The 20,835-nt window shown below is 31.7% G+C and carries 16 protein-coding genes; 10 read left to right on the forward strand and 6 right to left on the reverse strand.

The features are described from left to right. The first annotated feature begins 2 nt into the window (after positions 1–2). The 3 genes from MSM_RS07830 to MSM_RS07840 all read left to right on the forward strand — a co-directional run bounded on the left by MSM_RS07830 (position 3) and on the right by MSM_RS07840 (position 2,295). The gene (locus MSM_RS07830) at positions 3–1,163 is read left to right on the forward strand and encodes a thiolase domain-containing protein (protein ID WP_004033515.1); all 1,161 of its coding nucleotides are present in this window, start codon (positions 3–5) and stop codon (positions 1,161–1,163) included. A gap of 74 nt (positions 1,164–1,237) precedes the next feature. Further along, positions 1,238–1,504 (forward strand): hypothetical protein, encoded by a 267-nt coding sequence (locus MSM_RS07835; protein ID WP_004033516.1) that lies wholly within the window; start codon positions 1,238–1,240, stop codon positions 1,502–1,504. A gap of 59 nt (positions 1,505–1,563) precedes the next feature. Continuing rightward, positions 1,564–2,295, forward strand: a complete 732-nt coding sequence (locus MSM_RS07840) for a class I SAM-dependent methyltransferase (RefSeq protein WP_011954594.1) — start codon at positions 1,564–1,566, stop codon at positions 2,293–2,295. Here MSM_RS07840 and cobQ read toward each other — a convergent pair. Together cobQ and MSM_RS07850 are read right to left on the reverse strand one after the other, a co-directional pair. Beyond that, the gene (gene cobQ / locus MSM_RS07845) at positions 2,270–3,850 is read right to left on the reverse strand and encodes a cobyric acid synthase CobQ (RefSeq protein WP_011954595.1); all 1,581 of its coding nucleotides are present in this window, start codon (positions 3,848–3,850) and stop codon (positions 2,270–2,272) included. The genes MSM_RS07840 and cobQ overlap by 26 nt on opposite strands. 42 nt (positions 3,851–3,892) lie before the next feature. Then, positions 3,893–5,110: a DDE-type integrase/transposase/recombinase gene (locus MSM_RS07850; protein ID WP_011953673.1), complete on the reverse strand. Its 1,218-nt coding sequence runs from the start codon at positions 5,108–5,110 to the stop codon at positions 3,893–3,895. 239 nt (positions 5,111–5,349) lie between these two features. On the opposite strand from MSM_RS07850, the gene MSM_RS07855 reads away from it, so the two are divergent. Next, the gene (locus tag MSM_RS07855) at positions 5,350–11,931 is read left to right on the forward strand and encodes an Ig-like domain repeat protein (RefSeq protein WP_011954596.1); all 6,582 of its coding nucleotides are present in this window, start codon (positions 5,350–5,352) and stop codon (positions 11,929–11,931) included. Between the two features lie 67 nt (positions 11,932–11,998). Here MSM_RS07855 and MSM_RS07860 read toward each other — a convergent pair whose 3' ends face one another. Further along, positions 11,999–12,277 (reverse strand): transcriptional regulator, encoded by a 279-nt coding sequence (locus tag MSM_RS07860; protein WP_011954597.1) that lies wholly within the window; start codon positions 12,275–12,277, stop codon positions 11,999–12,001. A gap of 714 nt (positions 12,278–12,991) precedes the next feature. Here MSM_RS07860 and lonB point away from each other — a divergent pair. Together lonB and MSM_RS07870 are read left to right on the forward strand one after the other, a co-directional pair. Further along, a complete protein-coding gene (gene lonB, locus MSM_RS07865) occupies positions 12,992–14,872 on the forward strand; it encodes an ATP-dependent protease LonB (protein ID WP_230453975.1) in 1,881 nt (626 codons plus the stop codon). A 122-nt stretch (positions 14,873–14,994) separates the two neighbouring features. Continuing rightward, positions 14,995–16,422, forward strand: coding sequence for a Mur ligase family protein (locus MSM_RS07870; protein ID WP_011954599.1), 1,428 nt, complete (start codon positions 14,995–14,997; stop codon positions 16,420–16,422). On the opposite strand, the gene MSM_RS07875 is transcribed toward MSM_RS07870, so the two are convergent. Beyond that, positions 16,412–16,894, reverse strand: coding sequence for a hypothetical protein (locus MSM_RS07875; RefSeq protein WP_011954600.1), 483 nt, complete (start codon positions 16,892–16,894; stop codon positions 16,412–16,414). The genes MSM_RS07870 and MSM_RS07875 overlap by 11 nt on opposite strands. Beyond that, positions 16,884–17,855: an ADP-ribosylglycohydrolase family protein gene (locus MSM_RS07880; RefSeq protein WP_011954601.1), complete on the reverse strand. Its 972-nt coding sequence runs from the start codon at positions 17,853–17,855 to the stop codon at positions 16,884–16,886. Before MSM_RS07880 ends, MSM_RS07875 begins: the two co-directional genes overlap by 11 nt. 18 nt (positions 17,856–17,873) lie before the next feature. Here MSM_RS07880 and MSM_RS07885 point away from each other — a divergent pair, with 18 nt between their 5' ends. Genes MSM_RS07885 through MSM_RS07895 form a run of 3 tightly spaced genes read left to right on the forward strand, consistent with a single transcriptional unit; the run spans position 17,874 to position 19,308 of the window. Continuing rightward, on the forward strand, positions 17,874–18,398 hold the full coding sequence (locus MSM_RS07885; protein ID WP_011954602.1) for a GNAT family N-acetyltransferase: 525 nt from the start codon (positions 17,874–17,876) through the stop codon (positions 18,396–18,398). A 4-nt stretch (positions 18,399–18,402) separates the two neighbouring features. After that, positions 18,403–18,933: a nitroreductase family protein gene (locus MSM_RS07890; protein WP_048058700.1), complete on the forward strand. Its 531-nt coding sequence runs from the start codon at positions 18,403–18,405 to the stop codon at positions 18,931–18,933. Between the two features lie 6 nt (positions 18,934–18,939). Continuing rightward, complete coding sequence (locus MSM_RS07895; RefSeq protein WP_004035252.1) at positions 18,940–19,308, forward strand: zinc ribbon domain-containing protein; 369 nt, start codon at positions 18,940–18,942, stop codon at positions 19,306–19,308. 49 nt (positions 19,309–19,357) lie between these two features. Here the strand turns inward: MSM_RS07895 and MSM_RS07900 are convergent, their stop codons facing one another. Beyond that, positions 19,358–19,849, reverse strand: coding sequence for a hypothetical protein (locus MSM_RS07900; RefSeq protein ID WP_004033538.1), 492 nt, complete (start codon positions 19,847–19,849; stop codon positions 19,358–19,360). Between the two features lie 88 nt (positions 19,850–19,937). Between MSM_RS07900 and MSM_RS07905 the strand changes: the two genes are divergently transcribed. Further along, on the forward strand, positions 19,938–20,834 hold the full coding sequence (locus MSM_RS07905; RefSeq protein ID WP_004033541.1) for a ribose-phosphate diphosphokinase: 897 nt from the start codon (positions 19,938–19,940) through the stop codon (positions 20,832–20,834). Position 20,835: the final 1 nt, after the last annotated feature.

Genomic DNA, 20,835 nt, shown 5'->3' on the forward strand with positions numbered 1-20,835 from the left:
TTATGAGAGATGTTGCAATTATAGGAGTTTCACAAACTAAATTCGGTGAATTGTGGGATTCATCTTTTAGAGATTTAATCGCTGAAGCAGGTGTAAAAGCTGTTATGGATGCTGAAGTTGAAGGAGACGATATTGAAGCAATGTATGTTGGAAATATGTCTTCAGGTTTATTTGTAGACCAAGAACATATTGCTGCACTTATTTCTGATCACATGGGTCTTAATCCAATCCCAACTACAAGGGTAGAAGCAGCATGTGCATCTGGGGGGCTTGCTTTAAGACAGGGAATTATGGCAGTTGCATCAGGTTTCCATGATGTTGTAATTTCTGCAGGTGTTGAAAAAATGACTGATGTTGTAGATGCTACTCCAGCTATTGCTACTGCATCTGATCAAGAATGGGAAGCACAACAAGGGGCTACTTTCCCGTCATTATATGCGATGATTGCAAAAAGACACATGTATGAATATGGAACTACAAGGGAACAATTAGCTCAATTTTCAGTAGTAAACCATAAAAATGCTAAAAACAATCCAAATGCACAATTCCCATTTGAAATTAGTGTGGATAAAGTAATTAACTCTACTATGGTAGCTGATCCTTTAACACTTTTAGACTGTTCTCCAGTTTCTGACGGAGCAGCAGCTGTTGTTATGGTTCCTGCAGAAGATGCTAAAAAATACACTGACACTCCAATTTATGTAAGAGCATCTGCACAGGCTTCCGGAACTATTGCATTACATAACAGAAAAGACTTAACCACTATTGATTCAACTAAAGTAGCTTCCAGAAAAGCATATGAAATGGCAGGAGTTACTACTAAAGACATTGACCTTGCAGAAGTTCACGACTGTTTCTCAATTAACGGTCTTTTAGCTGTAGAAGACTTAGGATTTGCTGAAAAAGGTAAAGGTGGAATAGCTATTGAAGAAGGTCAAACAGAAATCGACGGTGATTTCCCAATTAACCCATCTGGAGGTTTAAAAGCTCGTGGACACCCTCTTGGAGCAACAGGTATTGCTCAAGCTGCTGAAGTTGTATGGCAACTTAGAGGAGACGCAGGCAAACGTCAAGTTGATGGTGCAGAAATAGGTATGACTCACAATATAGGTGGTACTGGAGGTACTGCAGCAGTACATATATTTGGAAGAGATCTTGAGTAGACAGTCATCTTCTCTTTTTAAATACTTTAAAGTACAATATATTAATTAGACATATTTTTGGAGAGAGTATAAAAATGAAATTTAAAATAACAGCAGTAAATACTAAAAACCCAAGTGAAAAATTCGAATATGAATTAGAAGGAGAATCTGTTGACAGTTTCAAATACTTTGACGAAGCTGAAGGTAAATTCTTCCATCCTAAAGAAGTATTAAACAACAAAATGAGAGAAATTAACAACAATTTAATGTTAAATGACTCACCAATATTTACCATTAAAAAAGCTGGTGAAAAAGCTAATATAAAAGCTATGACTTTTGACATTGAAATTGAATCAATCTAATAGATTTAATTTCACTTTTTTTTATTTAAAAGAGACTCATTTCTCTTTTATTGATTTTTATGGATATTCCACTTTATTTTTATGCTGCTTTTAAGGATATGGACAGATTAGCTCCTGGAAGTGATAAGTCTACTTTAAAAGCTATTGGCTATATTGATTTTAATAAAGATTCGCAATTAACTATTTTGGATATTGGCTGTGGTGTGGGAGCTTCAACTTTATTATTGGCTGATTATTTTAAAAATTCAACAATTGAGGCTATTGATTTATTTCCACATTATCTGAAAGTTTTGGATGAAAAAATAGCTGACAATGATTTGGATAACAGGGTTTACACCTGTCAGATGGATATGAATGACCTGGATTATCCGAACTGCGAATTTGACATTGTTTTTAGTGAAGCTTCAGCATATATCATGGGTCTTGCTAAAGCACTTAAAAGTTGGAAACGTGTTTTAAAGCAAAATGGTTATCTGGTTGTTTCTGAGCTATCATGGATTCAAAAGCCTTCAAAAGAATCTAAAAAGTTTTGGAAAACACATTATTCGGAAATAGACATTATTGAAAATAAAATAGCTCTAATAAAAGATGAAGGTTATGAGTTTATAGATTATTTTATTTTACCGAAAAGTGATTTTGAAGATTATTATGCTAATTTAGAAAGCAATCTTCGAACATTAGATGATAATGACTTTAAAAAAGATTTTAAAAAGGAAATTGAAGTTTATGGAAATAATAGTGGTGATTATAGCTATGTTTATTATATTATGAAAAAAGAAGTTCGTCAATAATTTCCATATCTATATTTTCTTCAACAATTTGTGCTAATTTATTTAATGAGTAATCTTTTTGTGTTTCGTAAGGGTCTTCACCATATTTTGCTTCAAGACCTTTTTTGACTCTTAGATAATTTAAAAATTCACGTCTGAAATTGTAATTGTGGAATATTCCATGGAAGTATGTTCCAAAGACATTTCCATTACATGCTCCGTCAAAGTCACCTTCATCATTATTTCCCTGTCCTTTTTGAACATTTAATAATGGGCATACATCTTTACTTGAATTCAGGTGTGATGTACCTTCATGGATTTCATAACCGGTTACTTTCTCTCCAGCAATCTTTGCAAATATTTCACCAGCTATTCCGGACAAATCCTCTTTTTGAGGTATAACTGCTTCAGACTGTGTTACAATTTTTTCGGTATGCTGGAATTTTGACTCAATATCCAATAATTTTAACCCTTCAATAGTTCCAACATCAGATTCTTTTTTATTTTCATCATAAATTATATTTCCAAGGATTTGATATCCTCCACAGATTCCAACAACTGGGATTTCATCGGATTTGGCTATTATTTTACTTGCAAGTCCGCTGTCAAAGAGTTCTTTTGCATCTTTGGTTGAATTACGTGTTCCGGGAATGATTATAGCATCAACATTTCCAATTTCATCATTGGGATTAATCATTTTAATTCCAACATCCTCTTCAAACTCAAAAGGATCAATGTCTGTAAAATTGGAGATTTTAGGAAGCCTTATAACTCCAATAATAATATCCTTATTTTCATCAAATATGTGGGTTGTTAGGGATGCTGAGTCTTCTTCAGGCAGTTTTAATGTTTCATCATAAGGAAGAACACCTAAAACCGGAGCTTCGGTGATTTCTTCAATTCTGTCAAGTCCAGGTTTCAAAATATCCAAATTTCCTCTAAACTTATTGATGACAGTAGCTTTCAGTCTGGATCTGTCATAGTCATCTAAAAGCACATATGTTCCGGCAATAGCTGCAAAAACACCACCCATTTCAATATCAGCTATTAAAATAACATTTGCATCAGCCATATGTGCAATTTCCATATTGGCAAGGTCTTCTTTACGCATATTAATTTCTGCAGGTGATCCTGCTCCTTCAATGATTATAATATCGTATTTTTCTTTTAAAATATTGAAACTTTCCTGAATAGCTTCAAAAGCCGTGTTGTGATAGTCATGCTGATACTGGTAGAAATTCATATCTCCGATGGATTTTCCCTGAATAATTACATTGGATGTAAAATCACCTTTTGGTTTTAAAAGAATAGGGTTCATATGTACACTTGGTTCAACCATTGCAGCTTCTGCTTGCAACATTTGAGCTATTCCTATTTCTCCGTTTTCTTTAGTTGTATATGAATTTAAAGACATATTTTGAGATTTAAAAGGAGCTACGTTATAGCCTCTGTTTTTATATATTCTACATAATGCAGCTACAAGCATACTTTTTCCTGCATTTGATGATGTTCCCTGAACCATTAAACATTTAACCATTAAAATCACTTTTTTATTTGCTTTAAAAATATTTGTCATTTATATTTTATAAATGTTAATCGGTTAATTATGTCGGCTCTTTCAAAAACTTGTGTGATTTTTTTCTTTTTCATTGTTTAAATTCCAATAATTTAGTTTTAGCATGAATCTGGCTAGAAGTCCTTGTTCTATTTTCATTGTTCTTTTTATGTGTTTTGGGAATACTTTTTGGAAGATATTTTCGATTTTATTGTTTGTTGATGGGATGTTCGTGTTTTCCAGGTGTGTCGTTAATTTTTTGAAGTAAGGAATGATGAATTTCCAAAGAATTTTGTTTGTGAACTTGTTTTTTGTATATTTTTTGTTTATTAATTCGTTTCTAAGTTCTTTAGCAGTATTTAAGTCTTTTGCATCCAATATTTTATAAATGTCCTGTTTTAAACAATTTAATATGTCTTTTTCGTCTTCAGATAATGGATTTTTGTCAAAGTAATCTTTAAATCTTTTGTTTACTGCTTGTTTCACGTGAAATTTGCAGAAATGGTGTTTTACTTTTAATTTATCGATGGCTTCACGATATTCGTGTTTTAAGTCTGTGCCTATTGATATTTTTTTCTGATTTCTTAGAGATTCGTTTAAAAATTGATAAATGGTCTTAGAATCTTCTGATTCGACCAATTTGACGGAAACGAGAGTATTCAATTTAACGTCGAATAAGGCTAAAATATAGTTCCATTCACCATTAATTTTAACCCAAAGACTATCAAATAAGTAATATCCAGAATAAGTCCAATTATCATAGTTAAATTGATAATTAGAGTTCAATAAGATGTTTTCAATGCTTTGATGTGAGATTTCAATGTTATGTTGTTGTTTTAAATCAAATCGTATTTTATGGAGCCCTGCTCCATAAATTTGATATAAATTCTCAATACATTCAATAACAGGCAATGTAATATTTGAATTAGAATAAACAAGAGATAATAAATCAGTATAAAAGACTTTACCGCATTTTATGCACTTATATTTTTGAATAGTGCAAATTTGTTCTCCAATTCTTAAAAAAATAAGTTTACGTTCATAAGTACCATTTTTAACAGCATTATGTGATTTACAAGATGGACAAATTGCAACTCTATTCTCAAAATGTATTTTACCTCTTTTTTCCAATCTGATAAGATTATTCTCAATATTTTCGCAACCAAATCGAGAAAGATCATCAAATTGACGGAATTCAGAAAACTCAGGAACAAAATCGAAAAGTTTAAATTGTTTTGACTCCATAAATTCATATGGAGCTTTTATTTTGATACTAGACATATTAATATATTAGCTCCACTTAATATATTAATTTTACTGCTTTTAAATTAAAAATAAAGAAAAAATAGAACGAAAAAAATTCGTGACTCAAAAACTAGTGAAAATTCAAATCACACAAGTTTTTGAAAGTGACATTATGTCTATAATATTATATATTATTTCAACTAAAATTTATAAATGTAAAAAAAATTTTATTAAATATAAAATATATTTTAATTTAATAAAAAGGTTGATTATTTATGAAATTTAATAAACAATTCTTTTTAGGCATTATGTTGCTTGTTCTCCTTTTGGGAGTAAGCAGTGTAAGTGCGAACGATTTGAATGAGGATAATTCATCTTATATTAGATTAGATGACTCTTCAATGGTAATTATGGAGGATTCTGCTCAGGCAGGCAGCGATGTTAATGCTCAGACAGGCAATCCTTCTGATGATGTGATTATTGTAAATAATTGGGGTGAACTAAAAACATACTGTGAAAAAACAGATAAAAACTATGTGCTTCAGTTAAAAGAAAATACTAATTTTTACCCGGAAAATGGAGATGACATTTCCAATCAGATTACTGTTAGAAATAATGTAACTATCCTGGGAAATACAGGAGCATATATTGGTGATGTATCTCCTAAGGCATCAACACTTTTTTATACTCCAATTTCAACTCCGGAAAATTCAGGAATTAGTTTAAAATTAGTTAATTTGACATTTAAATTTATATCTGTTTCAAAACTTTCATCTCTGGATAGTGGAATGGTTGTGGAGTTGGCTGGTGATTGTACTGGCAACTTGCTTGAAAATTGTACTTTTGACAATATAACTGCTTTGTCAGGTCATTCCTGTGTTTATTATATTAAAAAAGGTTATACAACTGTTAGAAATTGTAATTTTACAAACATCAATACATGTTTTGGTGTTTTAAGTATTTATGATCCTGATGCTGGCTTAAACTGTAATACTTCACATATGTTAGTTGAAAACTCTTATTTTGAAAATAATTATGCTACAACAGAACCTGGATGTATTAACAATTGCGGTCAGTTAATTGTTAAAAATTCTACATTTTATAAAAACAGTGCATTTTGGTGGGCTGGAGCAATACACACTCACAGTGGAGCAAATACAACAATATATGATTCTAATTTCACAGATAATGTAGCTGGATGGAATGGTGGAGCATTGTATACCTACAGTTACCTGCAAATATACAACACCACTTTTACAAGTAATAACTGTACAACCAACAATGGTGGGGGAGCTATTGGTGCATGTTTCTATGGAACCAATCCTCATATTTATATTGAAAACTCATTATTCCAGTATAATACAAACAACTGCTGGTCTCTTACTAATGAATCTACAACAGGTACTGGTCGTGGAGGAGCTATTTCAATAATGGATGCAGGTGATTTGGATGTATATAATACTACTTTCATAGCTAATTCTGCATCTATAGGTACTGCAATTTGTGCAAATCAGGCACAGGGTTACGGATCTCCAAATGTCAGATTAATAGGCAATAAATTTATTAATCACACAGTGGTTGGCGATGTATTGATAATTGATCTTTCCAAATCTGAACTGGAATTATCTGATAATTATTATTATAACAATTCTTTAGTATTTTCTAAAACCAAACTTAGTGAAGAGGAAAGAATTGGCAACACAACAGTATTGAATATTCAGTTTAAATTAAAAAACGACAAATATTATGATTCTGATATTTTATCCAAATCAGGTTATTTTGTTTATGTAGATGGTGTTTATTTAAAAACAGTCTACAGTGAGTCTTTTAATTTGACTTTTAATGACGGTAAGGAACATAAGGTATATGTACGTTCAGTTGCAGGTGTCAGTAACTCAAATAATCTCACTGTAAATGGTGTACCTGTTCAGTATATCTATGTTTCTGTAAACGGTAATGACAACAATAACGGAAGTAAAAACGCACCTGTACGTACAATAGCTAAAGCTATTTCTTTAAATACTAATGGAATTTATATTTTAGAGGGAAATTACAGGGAATATGGATTAAATATTAACAGTGATTTAAAAATTGTTGGTGATGGAAAAGTTATTATTGGCGGAATTAGTTCAGCTGATCCGGTATTTAAAATTTCAAACAGTGCAAATGTATCATTTAATAATTTAAAATTTGCTGATATATCCAACGGTGAAATTATTAATGGATTAGCTGCTGGAGAAGTTGAAATAAGTGGTTGTGAGTTTTATTCAAACAATCAGAAAGGAATTCTTGTTAATGTAGCTAATTTGCTTATTTCAGATTCTAAATTTGAAAATAATAATGTTTTCAAATGCATTTATACTAATTATTTGGAAATGAGAAACTGTGAATTTGTAAACAATACTGCAAACGAGAAAAAATCCACTTCTGAGGTAGGCAATTTAATTTATCTGGACCTTAAAGACCAGCAAGGAATAATTTCAGGCACTTTCTTTGAAAATAATAATGTTTATCAGGGATGTATTTTTGTAAAAAGTAGTGATTTTAATCAAGGATTGGAGATTGCGAGTTCTGTTTTCATAAATAATACTGGAGTATTTAGAGGAGGCTGTCTGTATGCTGATTCAAGTTCCAGCAGCAACTATCCTATTACAATTTCATCTTCTGTATTTATTGATAATTTTGCACAGTCTGGAAGTGTTGCTTTTGTTATGAAAAAATGTGTACTTACAGCTACAAATTCAATCTTTTTAGGCAATAAAGAAAAATCCTCATCATTAGGAGAGGTATTTTCAACTGTAGGCAGCAGTGCAAAATTTGCAATAGACAGTAATTGGTGGGGTAACACTGCTGAAAATGCAACAACTGCTCCAAGAAAAGGGTTGAACAATTGGTTATTTTTAAATGTAACTGGTAATGTTGATAAATTGAATTTCAATGAAAATGGGATAATAACTGTTGATTTAGCTAATGTAATTAATAACAACGGTGAAATCAGCAAATATGATGCTGGAGACAAATTGCCATTAGATACTTTAAATATCACTTCTGTTAATGGTATAACAACAACTGTCGGTGATAAATTTGTGGATGGTAAAATACAGGTTATATTTACTCCAACTGCTACTGGAGAAGCTTCAGTAACTACTGATCTTTATGGAGTAACCAGTACTATAAAATTCAATGTAGGTAAAACACTTTCAGATTTACATATCTATACTAATGATATTAAGGTAAATGAAGACCTTGTAATTAAAGTAGCTTTAGAAAGCAGCAGGCCAACAGGTACCGTTACAGTTAATATTAATAATAAATCATATATTATTAATTTAGTAAACGGTACTGGATTTACAACAATATCTGGATTAGCTGGCGGAGAATATGAAATTACTGCCAAATATAATGGTGATGATAATTACGAAGAAGCTATTGCTACGTCTTCAGTTAAAGTTAATAAAATAGCTTCATCAATGGATATTAAAGTTTCTCTTGGAAAATACACTACAATTGTTGTAAGTCTTCCAGAAGATGCAACTGGTGAAGTAATGTTTACTGTTGACGGTGAAAGTGAAACTGCAACTATTGAAGATGGTAAGGCATATATAGTTTTATTTGACCTTGATGAGGGAGTTCACACTGTTCATGCAGTTTATGGTGGAGATAATAACTACTTTGGATGTGAAGCTAGTGAACAATTCAGTAAAACCAAACTTAATTCTACTTTAACTGTAAATGCAAATGATGCTAAAGTAGGTGAAGACGTTGTTGTTTCTGTAATTGTCATGCCTGCTCCAGGTAGTGACGGATCCAGTGTAAATATTACAATCGGAGATAAATCCACAATTGTAAAAGTTGATAAAGATACAGGTAAGGCTTCCTTAAAAGTATCTGATTTAGCAGCAGGTAATTACACTGTTAAAGTAGTTTATAATGGTAACGGATTGTATAATGGTTGTGAAAATACAACTAATATTAAAATAACCGGTTATTCTGTTCCTCAATGGGGTAATGATGGATTTGACACTAAAAACACTGGAAAAACAAATTACACAGGAAATAGTAATGGTGTAGCTATCTGGAATTATGTTGTAAGCGGAAGTCAGATTAACGGTTCTATGGCTATTGATAATGCAGGAAATATTTATGTAGCTTGTAATGATGGAATTTATTCATTTACTTCAAACGGAACTTTAAGATGGAAATTTGAAGGTTCCTTTGGAAGAGAGATATCTTCAGGAATAGCTATTTCCCGTGATGTTATTATTGCTCCAAAAGCAGGAGATGCAATATACTTTATAAACTCCACTACAGGCAAAAAATATAATTCCAATATCTGGCAGGGATCAAGTATTTTCTCACCTGTTGTAGATGAAAATGCTAATGTATATATTTCCAGTGAATACCAGTACAGCAGCGGAAGCTACAATCTGGTAATCATCCCATATAATATGTGGAAATACGGCGGAACTCCTACAATGATTGATTTAGGATCCCAACCGGTTAGTGCACCTACATTACTGGGTAACGGATTGGTAGCTGTTAATACAAAAGACGGTCTTAAAATAATCAATGTTACAAGCAAAACTGTAATTGGAAGTTTTGTAGGAATAGGTGTTGTAGGACGTCCGGTAGTTGACTCCAGTGATGTCATATATGTATTTGATAAAGACGGAAAAGTCAATGCATTAAGTGCAAATAACAAATTATGGACTACTGAAATAGCTATAAATGGAAGCACATTAGCTTTAGATGAAGAAAACAGTGCATTATACACTGTTGGCAGTGATGGAAATGTCTATAAAATAGATATATTTAACAAAGGAGCAGCTTCTGTTTTCTATAATTTGGGAGGTAATGCATCTTCCATAATGATTGACAATGATGGAACTGTTTATATAGGTTCAGATAATGGAAAAGTTTCTGCCATCACTAGTGAAGCTAAATTATTATGGACATTTACTGCTGAGTCTCCAATTAAAGGACCAATCGTCATGGATAAAAATGGTACGGTCTATGTTTATTCCAGTAAAACAGTTTATGCAGTAGGAATGGGAAAAATCACTCCTGCTATTGATGTAAATGCTGAGGATGTTAAAGTCGGTGAAGATGTAATTATCAATATTGAGCTTCCTGATGATGCTACAGGCAGTGTTGAAGTAGTTATTGGAAATATTACACAAAATGTTAATATTAAAGACGGTAAAGCTTCTGTAACTATTGCTAATTTAAGTGCCGGTCAATACAGTGCTGCTATTCAGTACAGTGGGGATAATAAATACAACGGTGCAAAAACAGATGTTTTATTTAATGTTAATAAACATGAATCAAAAGTTGATATTTCTGCAGATGATATAGAAATTGGTAAAACTGCTGTTGTAACCATTAATGTTACTCCTGGTGCTACAGGTAATGTTACTGTAGTTGTCAATGGCAAATCACAGGTTGTAGAACTTAAAGACAGTAAAGCTACTTTAACTATTGAAAACTTAGCTGCTGGAGATTATAAAGTAGAAGCAATCTATAATGGTGATGCCAAGTATTTAGCTTCAAGCAATAATGCTTCATTCAAAGTTTCCAAAATATCAGGATATGATATTAAAGTTAATGCTGGTGAAGTAAATGAAGGTGAAGATGCTACAATTATAGTAGTTTTACCTAAAGATGCTACCGGCAATGTAACTTTAGTTATGAACAACAAACCTTACTTTGCAAAAGTCAGTGATGGTATGGCTAAAGTGGTTGTTCCGTCTGTTTCTGCAGGAACTCATGATTTCATTGTAAATTATTCTGGTGATGATAAATATGATAAATCAACTGTAAACGGAACTATAAAGGTTAATAAAAAAGCAGCAACATTAATTGTTGAAGATCTTGTAAAATATTACAAAGGAGATGAAAAACTTACAGCTAAACTGGTAGACGGCAGAGGCAATCCAATAGCTAATGCTGATGTTGCTTTTAATATTAATGGTAAAGATTACATCAGAAAAACCAATAATGAAGGAATAGCTTCTATGAATATTAATTTGGTGGCTGGAACCTATAATGTGGCAGTTAAATATAATGAAAGCTCAGTTAATGTAACAGTAACTGTAAAATCTACTATTGTAGCTGATGATTTAGTTAAAATGTATCAGGACCCTACAAGATTCTATGCTAAGTTCCTGGACAGTACAGGAAAAGCATTGGCTAATACTCAAGTTAGATTTAACATTAATGGTGTTTTCTACACTAAAACTACTAATAATGATGGAGTTGCTGATTTGGGTATTATGTTAAGACCTGGAACATATATTTTGACTGCATATAATCCTGCAAATGGTGAAGAAAGAGGAATCACCATAACTGTAAAATCTTTAATAGTTCAAAGTGATTTAACTAAATACTACTTAAATGCTTCCAGATTCCAGGCAACCATTTATAATAAGGATGGAAGCTTGGCGGTAAACAAAGAAGTAACCTTTAACATCAACGGTGTTTTCTATCATAAAACCACGGATTCAAATGGTGTAGCTAGTTTAGGTATTGCTTTAAGGCCTGGAGAATATATTATCACAACTATTGTTGATGGACTTGATATTGGAAACAAGGTCACTGTACTTCCTACATTAGTAACTAAAGATTTGGATATGAAATACCTTGATGGAAGTGACTTTACTGCACAAACCTTGGACGGTCAGGGTAAGCCATTAGCTAACCAAAATGTATCATTTAATGTGAATGGTGTATTTTATCATAAAGTCACTAATGAGGACGGTATTGCAAGTCTAAAAATCAGATTGATGAGTGGTGAATACATTATAACTTCCTCATGGAATAATTTCCAAACAGGAAACACTATAAAAATTAGTCCTTAAGAGAATTTCTCTTATTCTCTTAACTTTTTCTTTTTTTATTATAATTTTTATTGGATATCAAAAATAGCTATTTTAATATTTCAAGTATTTTCAATCCTAATTTTGTTGTTTTATAAAGTCTGCCTTTTTTAGCATTTTCATTGAGACATATTACTAGTTTTTTACTTTTCAAATCATTTAATGCACTGGATACTTGTGTTGGACGTAAATTGGTTTCTTTTGCAATTTCAGAAGGCATTTTATAATCATTGCCAGACAATGACTTTATTGTTTTGTACCGTGAAGATGATACTTTTATAAATCCGATAATTTCCCAGATATTTTCTTCATTTTCTTTTTTATTCATGTTATATGTCTTTATGTTGCATTAATCACTTTTTTATTTATAACTTTATTCTGTATTATTTTATTTTTACTTGGTTTTTGTTCTATTTATTATGTTTTAGTAACAATTTTATACTACTTGTCACAAAAATGTTATTTGTAAGTTAAACATGGTTTTAATTTACATTTTTATGATGATGGCTTGGCTATTGTTATAAAACATCATTTACTATTTAATTTCAATGTAAAAGTAGTAAATTTGGGAAATATGGGATAAATTAACTTAAGAATTATACTTGTCTGTTTAATAAAAGAATAGGTAAAATTTTGCACATTTTAGGGGTTTGTGCAATTTTTTTAAGATAATGGCTGTCATTTATATGCAGTCTGAATTTTTTAAATAGATGTATAATTCTTGTTAATTTTAATTATTTCAGCTTTTTTTATATTTCTAAAGTCATTCAAATCTTTAAACTTAAAAATACTGGTTTATTTTTTAATATTATTTTACTTACTAAAATTTACTAAAATAGAAAGCTTTTTATATAGCAATTTGCCAATATTTAAATAGTAAATTAACTTAAATTATTTATTGTTGAATTATATTGAACTAAAAAATTATGTAGAGGTAGGTTTCATGAAATTTGAAGAACAAGAATCAATCGACGATTCCTCAAAAGAAACTGTATTAAAGCCTGAAATAGAAGAAAATGAGGCTTTTGAAAAAATTGAACCAATGTTAGATTATGGTAATATTAAAAGTTCAAAAGATATTGAAGTTCCTCCATTATTAATTGATCAAGTTATTGGACACGAAGAGTCCATTGAAACTATTAAAAAAGCAGCAAAACAAAGGAGAAATATTTTACTTATCGGTGATCCTGGGGTTGGAAAATCAATGCTTGCTAAAGGTATGGCTCAGATTTTACCTCATGAATCCTTAGAAGATATTTTAATTTATCCGAATGTAGAAGATAATAATCATCCATTAATAAGGTCTGTTCCAGCAGGAGAAGGTAAAAAAATAGTAAAGGCAACCAAAGGGTCTGCTAAAAACCATGAAGAGAAAAAAACATTAATTACAACATTTGTTATTGCAGCTATTGTTGTTATTGGATTTATGTATGGCAGAATACTTGAAGCTATTATTGCAGCAGCATTAATATTGCTTATTTCTATTCAGATAAAACCTAAAAACAATAACATGTCTCCAAAATTACTGGTTAATAATGAAGATAAACGATTCGCACCATTTATGGATGCAACTGGTGCTCATGCAGGAGCATTACTTGGAGATGTCCGTCACGACCCTTATCAGTCTGGAGGTCTTGGAACTCCTGCACATGAACGTGTGGAATCAGGAATGATTCATAAAGCTAACAAAGGTGTTTTATACATTGATGAAATAGGTACAATGACTATGAAAACACAACAAGAGCTCTTATCTGCAATGCAGGAAAAAAAATATGCTATTACTGGTCAAAGTGAAAACAGCAGTGGTGCAATGGTAAGGTCTCAGGCAGTACCGTGTGATTTCGTTCTTGTAGCATCAGGTAACCTTCAAGTTCTTGAAGGAATGCACATAGCTATGAGGTCAAGAATCAGGGGATACGGTTATGAAGTTTTTATGAAGGATTCAATGGAAGACACTCCGGAAAACAGAAAAAAATTAGTAAGGTTTGTAGCTCAGGAAGTTAAAAATGATGGAAGAATTCCTCATTTTGCTCCTGATGCATTAGATGAAATTATTTTAGAAGCAAAACGTCGTTCAGGAAAACAAGATGCTTTAACTCTTAAATTAAGGGATTTAGGTGGACTTGTAAGATCATCTGGTGATGTAGCTATTGAAAAAGGTGCTGATTTGGTAACTGCTGAACATGTAATTGAAGCTAAAAAATTCTCCAGAACATTAGAACAGCAAATAGCTGACAGATCCATCAAACAAAGAAAAGAATACAGTATGGTTCACCCTGAAGGTGGAAGAGTTGGTCTTGTAAATGGACTTGCAGTTATTGGAGATAGAAGTGGTATTGTTTCACCAATTGCTGCTGAAGCTGCTCCTGCTCAATCAAAAGAAGGTGGAAAAATCATAGCTACCGGTAAACTTGGTGAAATCGCTAATGAATCAGTTCAAAATGTAAGTGCATTAATTAAAAAATACACTAACAAGGATATTTCTGATTATGATATTCATGTTCAGTTTATTCAAACTTACGACGGTGTAGAAGGGGACAGTGCAAGTGTTTCAATAGCTACTGCAGTAATTTCTGCTGTTGAGGATATTCCTATTGATCAGACTGTTGCATTAACCGGATCTTTAAATGTTCGTGGGGATGTAATGCCTATTGGTGGTGCTACAGCTAAAATTGAAGCTGCTGCAGAATCCGGAATTAAAAAAGTATTGATTCCTAAGTCTAACATGAAAGATGTTATGCTTGAGAAAAAATATGAAGACATGATTGAGATAGTTCCAACTGAAACTTTAAGTGATGTATTGGAAAATATTTTAATTAGCGGCAGTAAAAAAGACCGTTTAATTGAAAAAATGAGAAATTTAAGTTCCAAAGTTGCAAGTAAAGTTTCCAAATCTCAAATTGAAAAACCAGCTACTAACTAAGTTGGTTTTTATTATTCTTTTTTTTTATTTTAAATTTTTTCAATCGCATTTTTATAACGAAAACATAATATATTAATAATTTTATATTAATATAATATATTAGAAGTTGAAATGTGATTGATATGGGTGTTAAAATTCGTTTTAATGTAGCTAAGTTTGGAGCTAAGGTAGCTTCTCAGGTATCTAAATTTGGATTTGGAAGTGGTAATAATCTTCCGGGATATGTTTTTTATAAGATTGCTGGAAAGGAAGCACTAAAAGATTTGGCTCATGAAATGAGTATTGGACCTATTTTAATCACAGGAACCAACGGAAAAACTACTACAACAACTCTTTTAATTAAATTGCTTTCTGCTGATACGAAAATCAGAAAAAGCTTTGAAAGCAATACTATTCATGCAATAACTACAGGTATTTTAAAAGGTGATGGGGATCTTGGTGTTTTTGAATATGGAATCAGAAATAAGAGCTATGGAATTCCGGACACTGTTCAGAGACTTATTGATCCTGTAGGTGTTGTTTATACAACAATTTCACGTGAACATTCACAGGTAGCAGGTGTTAAAAATCCCTTTGAGGAATATGTAGATGCCAAATCTCTACTTTCACAGGGTATGACTCGGGGAGTTGTTATTTCTAATGCAGATGATCCTGTAACAGCAAATATTGCTTGCAATAAACGAAATGACCTGCATGTTAATTTTTATGGATTGGCCATTGATAGTATTAATGATATTTTCGAATCAGACAGTCCAAATTGTCCAAGGTGTGGCAAAAAGCTTGAATATTCTCAAAAATTCTTGAATCACAGAGGAATTTACAGTTGCTGCTGCGGTTTTAAACGCCATGAACCTAATGTTAAATTGATTGGTGCTGACTTTAAGCCTGATAATTGGGATTTGACAATTGAAGGAAATTTATATAATTATACAAACAATAAGGATATTTCATTTGAAGTAAGTATAAATGTTCCTCCATTCGGATTCCATAATATTTACAACACATTGGCTTCCATTTGCACATATGCTACTTTTACTCCAAAAATAGACAATATTGAAAATACTATTAAAGAGGTTTTCAATAATTTGGACATGTCTTTTATTCCTCCTGGAAGATTTGAAGTAGTTAAATTAAATGACAAATATGTTGGTTTGGGACAGGGAGATAATGGTGATGCAGCTAAAATCAATGCATTATTTATGAATCAGTATATTGACGGTCCTTTAGAATTTATTTACACAACTCCTGATGAAAATGAGGAAGAAATATTTGAAGACCATCTGGAAGTTATTAAAAATTTAAATCCTGACCATATGATTGTTGTTCCCGGAAGAAAATCCATTGAAAAAGCTAAGGAATATTATAACATAATATCTGAAGAATATGATAATGCTGATTTTTATCCATTAAGCTATGATAAAATGGATGAAAGGATTAGAAAACTGGTGGATTTGGCTGAAACTTCAGATTATAATTATGTGATTATGACAGGCTGCGGTGAAGAGCAGGAAATGTGGGAAAATATAAAACAAAAATTAATCAATAAATAATATTGCTTTCAATTATATTATTTATTGTTTTATAGAAGTTGTCTTCGCTTTTTTTGATTTGTCTAAATGATGAATCGATTTTACATCCGCATAAATCACAGCTGCCGATAAGGAAGTCATTGCTGTTTTTTTTAATCAGGATTCCGAAGTACTCTTCTTTTAAATCCCCATATTTTTGAAATTCTTCACTGCTGAGACTTATAGTTTTATCTTCAATGGAAAAAATATCGCATTCATTAAACATAGGTATAAAAGCGAGCATTCCGAAAGTTATAAAGATATTTTCATGTTTAAGGACTTTTAAGACTTTTTCAACATAGCTGTCTTCATTTTCAATTCCATATTTTTTTAATTCACCAATGTTGTTGGAACCCATTGTGCAATTATCACGGATTATACAAATAGCTAGTTGAGGGTCTATATAATTATCACATTTAGCTACAATATTTTCAATACTTTTTTCAATATTCATTAATAACACCTTCGTAACTTTCACATAATGAAAGAATCTCTTCAATTTTTGGAATTTGATTGAGCCAATCTATAGGAATTGAATCAAATCCATAATAAATTCCAGAAAGCCCACCACAAACAGCTGCAATAGTATCAGTATCTCCACCTAAATTAACAGCTTTCAGGACACTGTATTTATAATTGTCAGTAGTTTCCAAACAATAAATGACACTTTCCAGAGTGTCTATTACATAACCTGAACTTTTAATATTCTCTTTTAAATCATCATTAAAAATTCTCTCAAAATGTTTAAGCTCTTCTGAATCTTTGTAATGTTTTCTGATTTTATCGCAGGCTATTTTAACATGTTCTTTAATTGTTAAATTATCTGAAATCATTGATTTGGCCAGTTCAACATAAAATACGCAGGCTATTTTTGATCTTAAATGGCCATGAGTTAAGCCGGATATATTTTCAATTGTTTCATAGTCAATGTCATGGATAAAGGCCAGAGGCAAAATTCTCATTAGAGATCCGTTTCCATTATCTCTTTCACTGACTCCTCCACATTTTAAAGCTTCAAAACCATTTTTAAACCTTAATAATGATTCATAAGTTGTGTTGCCGTAATCAAAAGTTTCTCCATACTGAGTGTATTTGCCATTAAGAAGCCATTCTAAAAACTCGCTTTGGATATCTTCATAGTCAATAGTCTTTTTATTGCAGATGCTGCTCATAGTAGCCAGGGTCATTGAAGTATCATCTGAATAAGTTCCGGGTGGCATATTGTATGTTCCGTAACCTGTTATAGTTTTAACCGGATTTTTTTGGAGTGTTTCACGGGAACTGAACTCCGCCGGAACACCTAAAGCATCACCGACAACAAATCCACAAATACCTGCTTTGATTTTCATAGATATAGTTATATCTTTAAAGTTGATATAAATAGCAGTTTCAAATTCATAAATTATAATTATCACTTCAAATAATTATTTAACATGGTGATTCTCAAAACACAGAATTTAATTTTAAGGTCATGGAAGGTAGATGATGCTGAAGAGTTGTATCATCATGCTAAAAATCCAAAAATTGGTCCGATTGCAGGGTGGCCACCACATAAAAATGTTGAAAATAGTTTGGAGATAATTCAAACTGTTTTTGCAAAGGATGAAACTTATGCCATAACTTTAAATGGTCAAATTATAGGATGTGTGGGTTTGCTTGTTTATCCTGACGGAAATCATTATTGGGGAGAAAATAATGCAGAACTTGGATATTGGATTGCAGAAGAATTTTGGGGAAATAATTATGCATGTGAAGCATCTGAGAAACTTTTAATACATGGTTTTAAGGATTTAAAGTTAAATAAAATATTTGCTTCATTTAGAAAAAATAACCTTCAGTCAAAAAGGGTTCTTGAAAAATTAAATTTTAAATACTTTGATGAACTACAAAATATTGATTATACCGGAAAATGCTATCTGGAAATTGTAATGAGTTTAGAAAATAATGACACTGGATGATAATATGGAAACATTGGAAGCAATTAATAAAAGAAAAAGCATTCGTGCTTATAAGGATGAGCAAATAACGAAAGAGGAATTAGACACAATTATAGGAGTAGCTAATAAAGCCCCAAATGCAGGACCATTTCAAGTTAGTGTAATTCAAAATAAAGAGTTTTTAAGTGAAATAAATGATAAAACTAAAGAGTTCATGTTAAATTCTGAAGGTTTTATGCGCCAGAGAGCTTCTATTCCAGGTTATGAGCCATTATATGGTGCTCCAACTTTAATTGTTATTTCTGCACCTGAGGGTCCTTTTTCTCAAATAAATGTTTCAGCATCTGCAACAACAATGATTTTGGCAGCTACTGATTTGGGATTGGCTACATGTTATGTTGTATCTCCAATAGCTATTTTAACTCAGCTTAAAGATAAATTAAACCTTCCTGAAGATTTCATACCAGTTTCAGGTATTTTAGTTGGTTATGAAGCTCCCTGTGATATTCCATCTCCTGAACGTGAAATTCCAGATAATATAAATTTTATTGGTTAGATAATTATGGTTAGAATTTGTAAAAATTGCGGATTTGAGAATCAGGACAGCTATGACTTTTGTGCCAAATGCGGAACTCCATTAGTGGAAGGGCTCCAGCCCAACACATTCTTTGTTTATAGAAATGTGGAACAGGGAATTAGTAGGAAATTTATAATTATTTCTTATATAATTACCATATTTTTTTCATTTGGAGGTTTTCTTATGGATCTGGTAGCTAGAAATACTTCAATGGGTTTTTTTAGCTTCTTTGGATTTTTCATGCCGTTTTTCCTAATTCAGGCACAGGATAATAATATTAAAAAGCATGGTTTCATCCAATTGTTCATATCTCTTGTTGGATTTATTCTGTTTGTAAGAACTTTACCATTGTAAAAAAAGAGTTTTTAGTATTGTTTTTAAAAAACAATACTTTTTTTTAAATTTAAACAAAATGTATTTTCATATCTCCAGTTAATAAACATTCTGGAATTGCCAAATAATTCATGTGGAAATCACCCATTGCTTTATCAGCTGCATCTCCACGGTCCATTCCGTCACCCCAGTCGTATTGGCGAATATCGGATATGATGTCTCCGCCAAATATTTTCTCGGCTGCATTATTATTTACTGTTATGATAATATTTGGAGATATATTGTAAGTGTATTCCATTATTTCTTTAGCTGCTCCGTAAGGATTGTCGGGATCATCTAAATGAATGTTGTGTAGTGTTTGATGCTGTGCGTTAAATGAACTTCCCGGATAAATCCAGTTAAATCCACCGGTTAAATTCCATGTGGCACCCATGTCAACACCAGGAATACCTCCTTCACTTTCGTCTTCAGCTATTATTAACACACTAGAAGTTGCAGCTATTCCCACTATAACAATGACAGCAAGTATTATAACTGCAAAAATAATTCTTCCAATTTTCATGATTTACAATTGTTTTTAGCATTAATATAGTTAACTTTTTTTATGTTAAAATCAAATATTAATTATTATATTAATTTTTGGTGATAATGTGATTATTGGTGGTTCAGCATCTCAAGATTTGGCCGCTCATGTGGCAGAAGAGTTAAATGATGATTTATGTTATGTAGAAACTAAAAAATTCCCAGATGGCGAAAGATATTTGCGTGTTGATGGTGAGATTGATGATGAAGTTACTGTTATTCAATCTACAGGATATCCTCAGGATGAAAATTTGATGGAATTGCTGTTTTTAATATCAAATCTTAAAGACCTCGGAGCAAAAAAAGTTAGGGTTGTTGTTCCATATATGGGTTATGCAAGACAGGAAAAACGTTTTCATGATGGGGAAGCAGTTTCTGCAAAAATTGTAGCTAATTTAATTCAATCTGCAGGTGCTGATGAATTTATTACATTTAATATTCATGAAAAATGTGTTTTGGACTTTTTTGATATTCCAACTACAAATATTTCTGCTATGGGTGCAATAGCCGAATATATTGATGAAAAAATTGATGAAAAACCTTTAATTGTTGCTCCTGATAAAGGAGCATATCCTTTTGCTCAGGAAATAGCTGAAATTCTTGATTGTGAATGCACTTATCTGTCTAAAGTTCGTCTTGGACCTGATAAGGTGGAAACTAGAATTGTTGATGTTGAAGGCAGTTCTGATGAAACAGTTAATGTGGATTCAGTTAAAGGTAAAAAGGCATTTATTATTGATGATATTATAGCTACCGGTGGAACTATTGTTAATGCAGTTAAAATATTAAAGGAATACGGTGCCAAATCAGTTGATGTTTGTTGTGTTCATCCGATTTTGGTAAATGGAGCTACTATGAGAATCTATGCAGCTGGTGCTAACAGTTTAATATCTACCAATAGTTTATCTGCAGACAGTTCTCGTGTTTCTCTTGCAAAAAGCATAGCGAATGTTTTGAGGGATTAAA

Source organism: Methanobrevibacter smithii ATCC 35061 (assembly GCF_000016525.1).
GTDB classification, from domain to species: Archaea; Methanobacteriota; Methanobacteria; order Methanobacteriales; family Methanobacteriaceae; genus Methanocatella; species Methanocatella smithii.

Excerpts from the sequence above, each read along its gene's own strand:
- MSM_RS07830 (WP_004033515.1), top strand. The coding sequence starts at position 3 with ATGAGAGATGTTGCAATTATAGGAGTTTCACAAACTAAATTCGGTGAA.
- MSM_RS07835 (WP_004033516.1), top strand. The coding sequence starts at position 1,238 with ATGAAATTTAAAATAACAGCAGTAAATACTAAAAACCCAAGTGAAAAA.
- MSM_RS07840 (WP_011954594.1), top strand. The coding sequence starts at position 1,564 with ATGGATATTCCACTTTATTTTTATGCTGCTTTTAAGGATATGGACAGA.
- cobQ (WP_011954595.1), bottom strand. The coding sequence starts at position 3,850 with ATGACAAATATTTTTAAAGCAAATAAAAAAGTGATTTTAATGGTTAAA.
- MSM_RS07850 (WP_011953673.1), bottom strand. The coding sequence starts at position 5,110 with ATGTCTAGTATCAAAATAAAAGCTCCATATGAATTTATGGAGTCAAAA.
- MSM_RS07855 (WP_011954596.1), top strand. The coding sequence starts at position 5,350 with ATGAAATTTAATAAACAATTCTTTTTAGGCATTATGTTGCTTGTTCTC.
- MSM_RS07860 (WP_011954597.1), bottom strand. The coding sequence starts at position 12,277 with ATGAATAAAAAAGAAAATGAAGAAAATATCTGGGAAATTATCGGATTT.
- lonB (WP_230453975.1), top strand. The coding sequence starts at position 12,992 with ATGTTAGATTATGGTAATATTAAAAGTTCAAAAGATATTGAAGTTCCT.
- MSM_RS07870 (WP_011954599.1), top strand. The coding sequence starts at position 14,995 with ATGGGTGTTAAAATTCGTTTTAATGTAGCTAAGTTTGGAGCTAAGGTA.
- MSM_RS07875 (WP_011954600.1), bottom strand. The coding sequence starts at position 16,894 with ATGAATATTGAAAAAAGTATTGAAAATATTGTAGCTAAATGTGATAAT.
- MSM_RS07885 (WP_011954602.1), top strand. The coding sequence starts at position 17,874 with ATGGTGATTCTCAAAACACAGAATTTAATTTTAAGGTCATGGAAGGTA.
- MSM_RS07890 (WP_048058700.1), top strand. The coding sequence starts at position 18,403 with ATGGAAACATTGGAAGCAATTAATAAAAGAAAAAGCATTCGTGCTTAT.
- MSM_RS07895 (WP_004035252.1), top strand. The coding sequence starts at position 18,940 with ATGGTTAGAATTTGTAAAAATTGCGGATTTGAGAATCAGGACAGCTAT.
- MSM_RS07900 (WP_004033538.1), bottom strand. The coding sequence starts at position 19,849 with ATGAAAATTGGAAGAATTATTTTTGCAGTTATAATACTTGCTGTCATT.